This is a genomic window from Fictibacillus sp. FJAT-27399 (genome assembly GCF_001510655.1).
GTDB lineage: Bacteria > Bacillota > Bacilli > Bacillales > Fictibacillaceae > Fictibacillus_C > Fictibacillus_C marinisediminis.
On the sequence record NZ_LMVC01000001.1, the window covers coordinates 1 to 13,136 of the forward strand.

The 13,136-nt window shown below is 42.6% G+C and carries 16 protein-coding genes; 11 read left to right on the forward strand and 5 right to left on the reverse strand.

Features of this window, described 5'->3' with window-relative positions:
- Positions 1-269: 269 nt before the first annotated feature.
- From AR335_RS00005 to AR335_RS23370, 6 genes are all read left to right on the forward strand, one after another.
- The gene (locus tag AR335_RS00005) at positions 270-1,028 is read left to right on the forward strand and encodes a hypothetical protein (RefSeq protein ID WP_062231019.1); all 759 of its coding nucleotides are present in this window, start codon (positions 270-272) and stop codon (positions 1,026-1,028) included.
- Positions 1,029-1,031: 3 nt separating this feature from the next.
- Complete coding sequence (locus tag AR335_RS00010; protein ID WP_053354978.1) at positions 1,032-1,418, forward strand: GntR family transcriptional regulator; 387 nt, start codon at positions 1,032-1,034, stop codon at positions 1,416-1,418.
- Positions 1,411-2,100, forward strand: a complete 690-nt coding sequence (locus AR335_RS00015; protein ID WP_062231021.1) for an ABC transporter ATP-binding protein — start codon at positions 1,411-1,413, stop codon at positions 2,098-2,100. Before AR335_RS00010 ends, AR335_RS00015 begins: the two co-directional genes overlap by 8 nt.
- A 14-nt stretch (positions 2,101-2,114) precedes the next feature.
- A complete protein-coding gene (locus AR335_RS00020; RefSeq protein WP_062231023.1) occupies positions 2,115-3,041 on the forward strand; it encodes an ABC transporter ATP-binding protein in 927 nt (308 codons plus the stop codon).
- Positions 3,042-3,045: 4 nt separating this feature from the next.
- Positions 3,046-3,975: an ABC transporter permease gene (locus AR335_RS00025; RefSeq protein ID WP_156418848.1), complete on the forward strand. Its 930-nt coding sequence runs from the start codon at positions 3,046-3,048 to the stop codon at positions 3,973-3,975.
- 98 nt (positions 3,976-4,073) lie between these two features.
- Positions 4,074-4,373, forward strand: coding sequence for a hypothetical protein (locus AR335_RS23370; protein WP_156418798.1), 300 nt, complete (start codon positions 4,074-4,076; stop codon positions 4,371-4,373).
- A gap of 386 nt (positions 4,374-4,759) precedes the next feature.
- Here AR335_RS23370 and AR335_RS23375 read toward each other — a convergent pair whose 3' ends face one another.
- The 3 genes from AR335_RS23375 to AR335_RS00040 form a co-directional block, all read right to left on the reverse strand.
- Positions 4,760-4,909, reverse strand: a complete 150-nt coding sequence (locus AR335_RS23375) for a hypothetical protein (RefSeq protein ID WP_156418799.1) — start codon at positions 4,907-4,909, stop codon at positions 4,760-4,762.
- Positions 4,910-4,973: 64 nt separating this feature from the next.
- The gene (locus AR335_RS00035) at positions 4,974-6,005 is read right to left on the reverse strand and encodes a glycosyltransferase family 2 protein (protein WP_062231039.1); all 1,032 of its coding nucleotides are present in this window, start codon (positions 6,003-6,005) and stop codon (positions 4,974-4,976) included.
- Between the two features lie 37 nt (positions 6,006-6,042).
- Positions 6,043-6,306, reverse strand: a complete 264-nt coding sequence (locus AR335_RS00040; protein ID WP_062231041.1) for a hypothetical protein — start codon at positions 6,304-6,306, stop codon at positions 6,043-6,045.
- A 154-nt stretch (positions 6,307-6,460) separates the two neighbouring features.
- Here AR335_RS00040 and AR335_RS00045 point away from each other — a divergent pair, with 154 nt between their 5' ends.
- Together AR335_RS00045 and AR335_RS00050 are read left to right on the forward strand one after the other, a co-directional pair.
- Complete coding sequence (locus AR335_RS00045; RefSeq protein WP_062231043.1) at positions 6,461-7,087, forward strand: LysE family transporter; 627 nt, start codon at positions 6,461-6,463, stop codon at positions 7,085-7,087.
- An 88-nt stretch (positions 7,088-7,175) separates the two neighbouring features.
- Complete coding sequence (locus AR335_RS00050; protein WP_053354972.1) at positions 7,176-7,475, forward strand: DUF5658 family protein; 300 nt, start codon at positions 7,176-7,178, stop codon at positions 7,473-7,475.
- Positions 7,476-7,507: 32 nt separating this feature from the next.
- On the opposite strand, the gene AR335_RS00055 is transcribed toward AR335_RS00050, so the two are convergent.
- Positions 7,508-8,779 carry a DHH family phosphoesterase gene (locus AR335_RS00055; protein WP_199805038.1) on the reverse strand — a complete coding sequence of 424 codons (1,272 nt, stop codon included), beginning with the start codon at positions 8,777-8,779 and terminating at the stop codon, positions 7,508-7,510.
- A gap of 145 nt (positions 8,780-8,924) precedes the next feature.
- On the opposite strand from AR335_RS00055, the gene AR335_RS00060 reads away from it, so the two are divergent.
- The 3 genes from AR335_RS00060 (at position 8,925) to AR335_RS23380 (ending at position 11,559) form a co-directional block, all read left to right on the forward strand.
- The gene (locus AR335_RS00060) at positions 8,925-9,761 is read left to right on the forward strand and encodes a DUF4037 domain-containing protein (protein ID WP_062232485.1); all 837 of its coding nucleotides are present in this window, start codon (positions 8,925-8,927) and stop codon (positions 9,759-9,761) included.
- A gap of 652 nt (positions 9,762-10,413) precedes the next feature.
- Entirely contained in the window at positions 10,414-11,385 is a 972-nt protein-coding gene (locus AR335_RS00070; RefSeq protein ID WP_062231047.1) for a S8 family peptidase, read from the forward strand.
- Between the two features lie 36 nt (positions 11,386-11,421).
- Positions 11,422-11,559 (forward strand): hypothetical protein, encoded by a 138-nt coding sequence (locus AR335_RS23380; protein ID WP_156418800.1) that lies wholly within the window; start codon positions 11,422-11,424, stop codon positions 11,557-11,559.
- Between the two features lie 47 nt (positions 11,560-11,606).
- On the opposite strand, the gene AR335_RS22785 is transcribed toward AR335_RS23380, so the two are convergent.
- Entirely contained in the window at positions 11,607-13,073 is a 1,467-nt protein-coding gene (locus AR335_RS22785) for an Ig-like domain-containing protein (protein WP_082683284.1), read from the reverse strand.
- Positions 13,074-13,136 lie beyond the last annotated feature (63 nt).

Here is a 13,136-nt window from a genome sequence, read left to right on the forward strand (position 1 = left end):
AGGGCTAGCCCTCCAACCACTCTCCCCCAAAATTAAATAAAACGGACAAACGAGAGCCTCTACTTATAATTGGCATACACAGACTATTTGACACAACCAATTTTACTGTCCAAAATAAGAATTTACTGTCCAAAACCCCAATAATACTAGCCAAACCGATATTACGGTAAACTACCTAGAAAAATGGATTTGACATTTTCTTGAATACCGGTGTATTATATCACTAGTACACTAGTTCGTTCGAACAATGTGAAAGGGAGGACTGTTTAATGAACCCTTGGTTGGGACAATTAAAAAAAGAATACAGGTTGGGAAAAGGCGGGGCGCTCGGTGCTTTAATTGCTTTGCTTTTATATTTGGGGCTTGGAGTATATACAGCATGGAGGATGGGCAAACCTGAAACCTTTTTTGCATTTTGTGCGTTTGCGGTGATGATGCATGTAGTCTATATGGCAGGATATTTATGTGTGAGTTACTTTCTCGAGCAAAAAACACTGCATATATGGCTGCAGACCCCGCTGTCTGTAAGTAAGCTGCTGTTGGCAAAGCTTGTTAATGGGTTGGGGGCTCTTGCACTTTCATTATTCATTACTAGCGTTGTAACGCTTATTGCCGGAACGATGGTAATGGACATTTTTCAATTCAATTCGGATATGGCATGGTCTGATGTCATTTACATTGGCACCTTTCTAGTCATTCATATCCTGCTTATTTCTTTCTACATTGGACTAGGTTTAACGTTTTTGTGGGCGATTTATCTCGTAACCACAAAAAACCTCGGTAAAGTAAGCGGATGGGTAATCGGGCTCGGAGTCTTTTTCTTTGGGCCGTGGCTTCTCGCAAAATGGGAAGATACCAAATTATTTGATGCTCTATTTATATGGGGGAAAGTCAACCTTAAATATAGCGACTTCGTATATGGAGTCTTTAAGCACGTTTATATTGGCTATTATTTTTACCATCTGCTTTTGGCAATTGTACTATTTCTTGCAGCCAGCTGGTTAATCGAACGAAAAGTTGAGGTGTAGCACATGGCAGACGATTTTAATGCATCCAAACCGATATACATGCAGCTCGCCGACCGGATTAACCGCCAAATTCTTCGTAAAGAACTGGTAACCGGGCAGAAGCTGCCGTCAGTCAGGGAGATGGCGATCCAGTCGGGAGTCAACCCGAATACTGTTCAGCGAACCTACAGTGAATTAGAAAGGATGGGTAGTGTGGAATCAAAAAGGGGTCAAGGGACGTTTGTAACGGAAAACCAATCAGTATTAAACGAACTTCGGCAAAATTTGAAAAAAGAACAGATTTCATCCTTTTTTGCCGACATGAAAGAAATGGGATTTTCAGCAGAAGAAATGATGGCAGGCTTACAAGAGTTTATCTCATCCGAAGAAAGCGGTGAACAGCGTGATTGAATTTAAGAATGTGACCAAGAAATATAGAAACCATCGTGCAGTGGATAACCTTTCGCTGTCATTGCCGCAGGGGAAAATCATCGGAATTGTAGGGGAGAACGGCAGCGGGAAGTCAACAACGATGAAATTAATCTCTGGACTAATCCGGCCTTCTAAGGGCAGTGTATCAGTTGATGGGGAGGAAGTGTCCCGTAATATCAGCAGAAAAGTTTCCTATCTTTCAGAACTGGATACGTATTATTCCTTTTATACCGTTGGAGAAACGATTGATTATTACGCGTCCATATACAGTGATTTTAACCGCAGCAAGGCGGAAGAAATTCTGGACTATATGAAGCTCGACCGCAGCAAAAAGGTGAAGAACCTCTCCAAAGGAAACCGGGGCCGGTTAAAGATAGCTGTCACACTGGCGAGAGAAGTCCCGGTGATTCTCATGGATGAACCGCTGTCCGGGCTGGATCCTATGGTAAGGGATTCCATCGTGAAAGGTCTGCTGTCTTTTGTAGACTTTGAAACTCAAACCATCATTATAACAACACACGAGATTAAAGAGATTGAACCTATTCTTGATCTGGTCGTCTTAATTAAGGATGGAAAGGTACTCCGCATGGAAGACGTAGAGGAAATCCGGATCCATCAGAATGTATCCATCGTGGAATGGATGAAGAAAGAATATGAGTAATGGAGGGGAAGACAATGTGCAGAAAACCTTTGGTAGAACTGCAAGATGTGAAGAAAAAGATTGGGAAGAAAGAGATCATTCACGGATTATCGTTTGATATTTATGGGGGAGAAGTGTTTGGTTTCCTCGGACCGAATGGGGCTGGGAAGACGACAACAATTCGTATGATGGTTGGATTAATGAAGCTCAGCGGCGGAAAAATTTTAATTAACGGTAAAAATATTGAGACGGAATACAAGAAAGCGATTTCTCATATTGGTGCTATTGTTGAGAACCCTGAAATGTATAAGTTTCTTAGGGGTTACCAAAACCTCATCCATTATAGCCGAATGGTGAAAGGGGTAAGCAAGACAAGGATTGCACAAGTGGTGGAACTGGTCGGTTTAACAGATCGGATTCACGAAAAAGTAAAAACCTACTCGCTTGGGATGCGTCAGAGACTGGGTCTTGCACAGGCTTTGCTTCACTCTCCATCTGTTCTGATTTTAGATGAACCGACGAACGGTTTGGATCCAGCAGGTATCCGGGAAATCCGCCACTATCTTCGGGAACTGGCTGAGAAAGAAGGCATTGCTGTTATTGTTTCGAGTCATCTTTTATCAGAGATGGAGCTCATGTGCGACCGGATTGCTATTATCCAGCACGGAAAATTAATCGGCGTTCAGAGCACGAAGGAATTCGTGGAAAGCGGCAGAACAAGAAAAGTGCGATTCCTTGTGGATGAGGTGGCTGCGGCACGACAAGCCGTGAGCCATCATGTGAAGGCTGAACGGATATCTCTTGGCAATGGCTATATTGAGGCAGAGATGGAAAGAGAACTGATACCAGAGGTGACAGCCACTCTTGTGGTTGAAGGACTAAAAGTCTATGGAATCTCATCAGAAACGAAAACGCTGGAAGATAAATTCTTGGAAGTGACGGGAGGAAAAGAGATTGTCTAACTTTATGGGATTGATCCGCAATGAAAATTTGAAAATATACCGGCGTATCGGAAATCTGATCATGCTTGCTTTGCTCATCGGTTTTATCGGCCTGAGCGGAATCATCACAAAGACAGAAAAATCGGCCCCAATAAAAGACAACTGGAAGCAGGAACTTAAAGCAGAAAATGCATCCATGGAAAAGACGCTGAAAAAAGAGCCGATGATGAAGAAGCATAATGAGCGTTTGATCGCGATCAACGAGTATCGTATCTCCCATAATATCAAGCCGCTGGAAATGAAAAATCAATGGTCGTTTGTTAGTGAAAGTCCGGATGCGATTCAGTTTATCTTAATCTTTACCATTATAATAGCGGGCGGTATGGTTGCCAGTGAATTTTCATGGGGGACGATTAAGCTGCTTCTGATTCGTCCTGTAAGCCGAACGACCATACTCGCTTCCAAATACATTTCTACTCTTCTTTATGCACTGTTGATGATTCTCATCACGTTTGTTGTATCATGGCTTCTTGGCGGAGTGCTCTTCGGGTTCGAAGGAAGCCCTCAGTCCTATCTCAGTTATATGGATGGTAAAGTCGTAGAGGAAAACATGATCTGGCACATGTGGAAAGAATACGGCTTTGCGAGCATCATGCTGCTCATGATGGCTACCTTTACCTTCATGATGTCCACCGTATTCCGCAACAGTTCGCTAGCGATCGGTTTTTCTATCTTCTTATCGCTTTCAGGCACACTGATCGTTAACTTCTTTTCTAAGTATGACTGGGTAAAATATATATTGTTCGCTAATGTGGATTTAAAGCAGTATTTTGATGGAACACCTTTCATCAAAGGGATGACCCTGAATTTTTCATTGACTGTACTTGCAGTTTACTTCGTCATCTTCATTGCGCTTACCTGGATTGTATTCAAGAAACGTGACGTGGCTGCTTAATTAAAAAGCTCTGTTAGTCCATTTTGTTGATTTTTGGTGGGGGTGATTGAACCTCCTTTTGAAAAGCAGAAGGGGCTGTCCAAGAAGTCTGTAAGCTGTTGATTTCCGTTCCAGGGTGCTCGCTTTCCGCGGGGCGTGCGGTGAGCCTCTTGGCGCTAGCGCCTGCGGGAGTCTCACCTGTCACGCTAGTCCCGCAGGAGTCTCGCACCTTCCACTTCAATCAACTTTTCATTGAAGATTTTCAAGCCAAAAAGGAGCTGCTGAAGGTCAATTTTCGACTTTCAGGACAGCCCCATCCGCTTTTCAGGCGTTTCATTTGTTTCACTAATCAGCCGGCTCTTATCATCGCCAGCTATCATCCCTTATTATTGGAGAAAAGACTTGAGGGTCTCTTTTAAGCATCAGTATGCGATGCCCAATATACAAGAAAATTAACAATATGCTTTAACAAAGCCAATTAAAAAGGAAAGGGGCTGTCCAAGAAGTCTGTAAGCTGTTGATTTCCGTTCCAGGCTGCTCGCTTTCCGCGGGGCGTGCGGTGAGCCTTACCGGCGTGAACGCCTACTTTTTGGTGCAAGCACCGGCGGGAGTCTCACCTGTCACGCTAGTCCCGCAGGACAAGGAAGGCTCCGGCAGCTTTTTATCGCACGAAGAAAATGTGAAGTTCATTTTCGAGGAGTCTCGCATNGCATCTTCCACTTCAATTAACTTTTCATTGAAGATTTTTCAAGCCAAAAAGGGGCTGCCTGAAGGTCAATTTTCGACTTTCTGGACAGCCCCTTTCTTATTTTTCATCCTTCACGGCATCGTTTAGTTTTCTAGTGTTTCCTTTGGCATTTATGAATTCAAGAACCTGATTAAGTCCATCGGTGTCATTTGCTGTATCCTGGTTGATTTCAAGGCGTGTCTTTTCTGAGTTATTCTTCTTATTCATTATAATCAAACCTCCCTTCTTTATCCTTTCCCTTCGGTGGTGGATGCTACACGTATTGAGCGAGTCAGGAAAGCTTTCTGCTCGACCTCAGCCGGGTACGAAGGGGTGTGGCAGAGGCTTTTTTGGGTTGTGAGTTATTTCTGATAAGGCCGCTGTCTATACCATAACGCGGCCGGTGCTTGACCTCCTTAAATACTTTTCCAACATATTCCCCAACAAGTCCGATTCCCATCAGCTGAAGTCCGCCAATGAACCAGATGGACAGGATGATGGATGTCCAGCCCGGTACAGTGTATCCGTTAAACTTCTGAACTATAGCGAAAATCCCTGCGATTGCACTGAACACTAAGAATAAGAAGCCGGAAATGGTCAAGAAGCGGATTGGCTTGATGCTGAATGATGTAATTCCGTCGAACGCAAAGGCGAGCATTTTCCGAAGTGGATATTTCGATTCTCCTGCAGCTCTTTCTTTCCGGTCATAATAAACTTCTGCTGAAGAAAAGCCGAGAAGGGGGACGACCCCGCGCATGAAGAAATTTCTCTCACGGTACCGTCCAAGTTCTTCTAACGCTCTTTTGCTCAGCAGCCGGTAATCGGCATGGTTATAGATGAGTTCGACGCCCATCTTGTCCATAACTCTGTAAAACCATTGAGCAGTATGCCGTTTGAAGGCGGTGTCGTTTTTCCGTTCTCTTCGTATTCCGTAAACTACATCATGTCCTGCGCGATACTTGTGGATGAATTGCCGTATCGCCTGCACATCGTCCTGCAAATCAGCATCGATTGTGATAATGCAGTCAGAATAGGCTTTTGCCGTATCCATTCCAGCAAGGAGGGCGTTCTGGTGACCGGCATTCTTCGCCAGTTTAATTCCGTTCGCATGGTGGTTTGTTTTATGTAAAGCGGTAATAAGCTCCCATGTTTTGTCCTTGCTTCCATCATCTACAAAGAGCATGCTGCTTTCTGGAGAAATAAGTGTTTCTGAAATCATTTCTTTGAGTATGGATGTCAGTTCCCTTGCGGTGATCATGAGCACTTCCTCTTCGTTATAGCAAGGAACCACAATCGTCAAGATGGGCAATCGATTACTGTTCATTCTATGGTAAAGACCTCCTTATTTCTCATCTCTCCGCCTACTCGTAACGGGTGGCTTCAATGGCATTTGTTGTTTCTTGTAAATGACGAAGATGTTCACGGGCATGAAAAAGCCTCTTTGTCTGTTCCTCTGTCAATCCATCCGTTTGTCGGGATTGCTGAACCATATCGTGGGCATATTCCAGCAATTGTTTCGCCTGCTGGAATTCTTCGGGATTGTTGTTTCCTTGTGATTCTTCAATGGCTTTTCTTGCATTCTCTACGCACTCTAAAGCATTGCTGTATAGGTTTTGATGATCCATCGGCCGACTCCTCCTGTTATTTTTCTTATTCTTAACATGTGTTTTGGAGAATTTTGTTATACGTTTATGCCATAAATCCCATCACAAAAAAGGCGTACAAGTTCTGATAGCTGAATAAACTTGTACAAACAGAAATTACAGGCGGAGGTTTTCAGTGGGGATTTTACTTAAATACATGCTTTTAGGATTGTCGTTGGCCGCTCCAATTGGACCAATTAATGCTGCACAGATGGATAAAGGTATACGAAGCGGTTTCTGGCATGCCTGGATGGTGGGACTTGGAGCAACGACAGCAGATGCAATCTACATGGCTCTTGTTTATATGGGATTGGTTCATTTTTTGGATGCTCCCGTCATCAAAGCCTTTCTCTGGCTGTTTGGGTGTTTTGTTTTAATCTACACAGGCATTGAAAGCTTTCAAAGTTCTGGAGTGATGGTTCTTTCAAAAAAGCAGGGAAGCGAAAAAACATGGAGATGTTTCTTATCAGGCTTTTTCATGTCACTGACCAATCCTCTGACTATTCTTTTTTGGCTTGGCATTTATGGTTCTGTTCTGGCAGAGACAGCGGCGACTTATCATAAACAGCAGCTTATTCTGATCAGCGGGGCGATTTTCAGCGGAATTTTGCTTTGGGATTTTACGATGGCTCTTGTAGCCAGCAGTTTCAGGCGGTATTTGGCAGATTCCTTGCTTAAATTGATCTCACGTATATCTGGCCTTTCACTCATCTGCTTCGGCTGTTATTTCGGATATCAGGCCTTTAAATTTTTATGGAATTAGGCAGTGCCTTTTTGAGAAGATAATATAGAGGATCATTTGGGTATACAATGGTAGAGAAGGGAGATGAGTCAATGGGTGTGGCAGGAAGTTGAGACTCTATAAATGGATTTGCTATTTACTTGCACTATTCAATCTGGCTGATGCTTTCCTGACCTACAGGCTTCTGAAGCACGGCGGGGAAGAATTAAACCCGGTCATGCGGCTTCTCTTTGATTTTCATCCATTTGCCTTTATAGCGGTGAAAATTTTGTTTTCGTTCCTTGTTTTGCTTCTGTCTTTTTTACCGCTTCGCAGCAAGATAAAGTTTTTTGTTTACATTGCTTTTTTTGTCTACCTTTTAATAATGGGCTGGCATATCTACATACTGCTGATTTTGTCCATGCAATAAAGAAGCGCACAGCCTCAGTCTGTGCGCTTGTTTTATGATTCCTTGATAAAGAAGGATCGATGTTTGTCCATTATTTCTTTGTAATCTGAAGTTACTTTGTCCTGAGAAATCCCCAGGCTGGAACTGATGTAGTCTATATACTTTTCATCCGGCATAAGCCATGAATTGTACTGTCGTTTCAAGTAATTTTCTGCAGACTGAAATTCCTCAAATGATTTCGGTACGGGTAGGCTGTTATGAATAAGCTTCCATTGTTTGTCGCTTGTTTGAAAGAGGTTTGTAATTTCTCTATTGTAATTAATAAATAGTGTACCATAGACATTTTCTCGCACGTTCCATTCGTTGTCGTGTGCATCACGACGTCTTGGCGGAATCTCAAAGGCAGGAAGAACGAAGCGCTGGAATCCTTCAGGTGTCAGGGTGCATCCAGAGGCTTTCGGATGTCCGCCGCCACCGAACTGTGCTGCATACTTTGACACGTCGACGTGGTCATATATCGTACGGAAACCGGCTCTTTTTCCGCCAATGTTTAAGATCACGATCAGATCAAGATGCGGATTTTCGCGGTTCAGTTCATTGCCAAGCTCTGAATGATGGCTTTCCGCATGAACGATTCCGATTCGATACGGTTCCCCGCCAGTCTTGTAAACCGTATCCCATGTTTCAGCCATTTGTCTTTGCTTTTTCTTAATATACGCTTTTCGGCTGTCTTCTTCGAGCTGAAGGATTGTTTCTTCCGTTTCGGAAAAATGGAAGTGTTCTTCTGTTTTTAACCGTTCCAGCATATTTTTTTCAAATTCACCCGGAGGCAGCAAAAAGAAAAGGTCGTTTAGCCGCTTGGCATTTTCGTTTTCATTCTCAAACCATTCCCACGTATCATACTGTCTGACGAGCTCTACAAATTCTTTTAATGCTCCTTGGTCCTTCAACAGCCCTTTCTTTATATAATGTTCATAAAGGAGAGAGGTAGCAGAGGTGAGCCTGCCATCCTCTTGTTTTGTCTGAACAAGACCCCATTCAAATTTATTGAAATGATCGGCAGTCACATGATGATCGATGAGCTGCACTTCTCGCCCACTTTCGTACCGTGACTGAAGTTTTCCAGCGAGTTCATCATTTACTGCAATATCCGTTATGTATACCGGTTTTTTTTCCTGCTCTGGATCAAGCAAAAAATCAGAAACACGGCGATTAATATTATCATGCGAGCAGTAAAACGTTTCTACATTTTCTTCTCCCAATGCAAGCATGGCAACGATGCCGCATGACTTCCCATCAAGGTCATTATGTGAAAAAAGTTTCATTTCACTAACGCCTCCTTTCTCAATTCCATATTCAATAGTATAGGCACGAGCCCTTTCTTTCAACCGAAAAAAGGATTTTTCTCACTTCAGCAGAAATAATAGTGAGTTATCCATCTTTTTTTACAGGTGAAAGGAAGTAAACATGATCAATTTAAAAGAACAATCCCACAAAATGGCTAAAGTCTATCAAAGAAATGAAAAGATAGCGGGTGTCCTTCTTGCAGGCTCCGTTTCAAGAGGATGGGAGGACAGCCATTCAGATATTGAACTGCATATCTTATGGAATGAAGCACCGAATGATGAAGATCGGCTAAAACCAATAAAGGAAGTAAAAGGGGAAGTCATTGATTTCTTTCCATTTGAAGATGAGGAATGGTCAGAAACGTACCTTGCAGCGGGCATCAAATTCGAGATCAGCAATTTTTTAGTAAAAACGGTTGAGGATGTGATCCGCCAAGTCGTGCAAGAAGGGAATATCAATTATGACCTTCAGTGTCTGGCTGCTTCTGTTCATGATGGACATGTTTTGTATGAGAAAGACGATATATTGTTACAGCTAAAGGAACTTGTGAAAGAATATCCTGTGCTTCTTGCTGAATACATGATTCTTGAAAATCTGGAACTTGGAAGCCGCTGGAATAACCGCAGGGCATTGTTCGACCGCGAGGATTGGCTTATGTATTATGATCTTCTTACAGCTGTACAAAAAAAGCTGCTCGGTGTCCTCTTCGGCTTGAATAGCATGTATGTTCATCATCCAGCATTCAAGTGGATCGAAAACAGCATCAAGGAGATGAAAATTGCTCCGGAAAATCTCTATGCACGATTTTCTGACATTTTAACGGGCGTTCCTCAGCACAGTTTAACAGCACTTGAGGAACTCACCGAGGAAGTGTTTGCACTTGCAGAACGTCATCATCCGTACTTGCCGGTAAAGGAGAAAAGACAACGGGCGGAATTCACAAGGCCTCATCACCAGTAAGAGGAGGGGAAATATGTGGGATATGATAATGGAGAGTGCCATCATTGCGTTTCTTACTCAATATGATCGAAACAAACGGTTTGATTTAAAAAGCTTTGTGTTTTCATTTATTTTTGCATGTGCTGCGCTTTTTATCTATAAAACAGTAGTTTCATACTTTCATTTCTCCATTCTTTACATCGAATCCCTGAAAGATATAAACTCTGGTTTGGAGCAGCAGTGTTCTTTTAATTTCCCTGTACTTTATCTTATAAGAGCTGGAAAGGGCATAAGAAGAATCAGAAAAAGACAGAAGACGAGGCGGAGGGCAAATAGCTCCCGCTTATTTATTTTCTGAATCTAATGACCCAGGAAAACAGCAGAAAATATAGAATTCAAGCTTTTTTTCCTGAAACCTCTGAATCTAGAATAGAACTAAATTCTCATTTTTCTGAAAACGGTTGTTTTTGGACAAATATAGTGCTAAAATGATGCAAACACCTATTCCCATACCCTCAGAAGTTAATGTCAAAAGAAGGGAGGCAGCCGGTAACGGTTATTCCAGATTCTTTTAAAGGCATAGCTTATTTACACTTACCGCTCCCTGTCACTTTTCAATGTTTATTACATCTTTACCTGTTGCATCATCACCTATATAAAGGAGGAAGGACTTATGAGTGAAGTTCGTTTAATTCCTTTTAAGTTAGAAGAAGTGCTGCAGACTGCCGGTGAAGAAATTCCGTATGGTATACAAATGATCAACGCTCCTGCGGCGTGGGATCAGGGAAATAAGGGAAAAGATGTTGTCGTTGCCGTTCTTGATACAGGCTGTGATGTAAATCATCCTGATTTAAAAGAACGTGTCATTGGGGGGAGGAATTTTACCAGCGATGATCCAGAAGACTATTTGGATGGACACTATCATGGGACACATGTTGCCGGTACGATAGCAGCATCCATTAATAAGCTTGGAGTTGCAGGAGTAGCACCAGAGGCGAAACTTTTAATTCTTCGAGTGCTCGGCGCTGATGGAAGCGGAAGCTACCAGGGAATCATTGACGCCATTAACTACGCTGTAGAATGGCGAGGGGAGAATGGAGAAAGAGTCAGGGTGATGTCCATGTCCCTGGGTGGGCCTGACGATGTACCTGAAATGCATGAGGCAATTAAGAATGCTACAGCCAACAATGTGATGGTTGTCTGCGCGGCTGGAAATGAAGGAGATTCAAGTGAGAGGTCAGATGAGCATGCTTATCCAGGCTATTATAAAGAAGTCGTGCAAGTAGGCGCAGTGGATGAACAAAAGCATTTGGCGGACTTTTCGAATACGAACGATGAGATTGATTTAGTAGCACCCGGCGTAAACGTGCTTTCCACGTATCCAGGTGAAAAGTATGCCAAGCTGTCAGGAACTTCCATGGCAACTCCGCACGTTTCAGGTGCATTAGCTGTACTGATTTTAAAAGAAGAAGCCGAATTTGGCAGGGAACTCACCGACCCAGAGATTTATGCCCAGCTTTGTAAAAATACACAATCCATTGGACTTACCAAAAAAGGGGAAGGCAATGGTTTACTTTATTTGGGTATGGAATCCAGAAAAGAAGCTAGCCAGAAAGAAGAAAAAAATGTAACAGTTCCAAAGTAAAATGACAATCCCATTTTAAAAGGGAGGATGTTGTTGATGGCGGTGTATAAGGTATTGTCCTTAATGATCAGCTTTGCCATGCTTACACTGAGAATGGCGGAGGAACGTAACCGCAGAAGCAAAAAAACATCCGCTCACCGAAACAAGGAACGGCCCGAACGTAAACGGGCGTAATTATAGAAAAAGCTGATCCTCACGAAGAGATCAGCTTTTTTATCTGCTTATTTTTTAACCTTATAAGTCGTAGCATTGCTTGTGTTCTTTGCTTTGTCGGTTGCTGTAACGGAAAGAATTGTACCCGCTCTTTGAGCTTTCATCTTCACTTTATATTTCCCGTATTTGTCAGCAACGTTCTTGCCAAGCGTTGTCTTACCTTTCTTTACTAGAACGGTAGAATATGCTTCTGCTGAGCCGCCTACCGTTGTTGTTTTTGAGGTGATGGCAGAAACCTTTGGAGCAGAAGGTGCTGTCTTATCAGCGACTTTAACGGAGAAAGCAGGACTAACCGCATTCAAGCTGTCTTGATAGGTTACAGATAGTATGGTTCCGGCTTTTTGTTTAGGAATAACAAGATTAAAAACACCTTTTGAGTCAGCATTCTTGGAGATGATTGTTTTGCTCCCCTTTTTTACTGTTACCTTCATGCCTTTTGGTGCTTTACCTGAAAGACTTGTATCATTATCATCGACTGGATTGACAGAAGGCTTGGACATTGCTTTGGTGATGTAAGCAGATGAGATATACCATGTGCCCTTTTCACCCGGAACAGTTACAGGAAACCAGACAAACTGATTGATGCTCTTTGGTGTTTGATCATACTTAAAGGTGTCTGTGATCGTTAAAGGGGTATTTTTTTTAATGTATTTAGAAGAGCTTTCTGTGGTTGGAGCTTTTCTTATCTTCACGTGTGTGAATGAAGGGTCATCCCAGCTAGTTATGGCTTTGTCGTTCTTCTTCATTAAATATCTTGAAGCATGAAGCCTTTTGGTTATGCTGTAAGATTTTTTTATAAACTTAATATTGTCAGATTTGGTTGGATCATATTGAAAATCATTTGTTGAGAATGCTGGTTTTTGGAGGTTTGTATCCCCTAAGAAACTGTCCGCATTCAAGAGAGACATTACTTTTTCCTGGTAAGCATTTGTATTCGGCTTTCCTGTTTTTTGAACCACCGGGCTATTTATTGGTTTAATGCCATTGTAGGCCATGATTGCAAAGTACCATGATTCAAGCACACTCTTGTCTTTTGGCAGTACAGCAGGCAACTCGGAATTCTTATACTTAGAGGCAAGAAGGTTAACTCCGAAAGCTATGTTGTACGGGATGCTATATTTTAGCATTTCTAGTTTTACAGGATCATAGTTTTTCGGAACGGTAATCTGCATAATACCAATGCCGTTATCATGTGAGATGACGGGCTGACCCTTTTTATCGAACTGCTTCCATCCATTGTTTTCTTTTGAGGCAACAGCCTTCACGATCTCCGGTGGTATGCCGGCTTGGAGTGCTGCGTTTGTCAGCAAACAGTTCATATGCTGAAAACTGGGATTGGTTCCTTTTTTTAAAGTGCCGAATGAAGTGCATTTTGCCTGGATATCCGTCGTTTCCGCAGCATGTGCATCATTCGCAGGCCACAGACCGATGGCGAGGCAGCCTGCCATACCAGCTTTTAAAAGCAAAGATTTCATTTCCTGTCCTCCGTCTCTATTAATCTCTTTATATTCTACCATAATTTTCAAGTTTAATTGTGT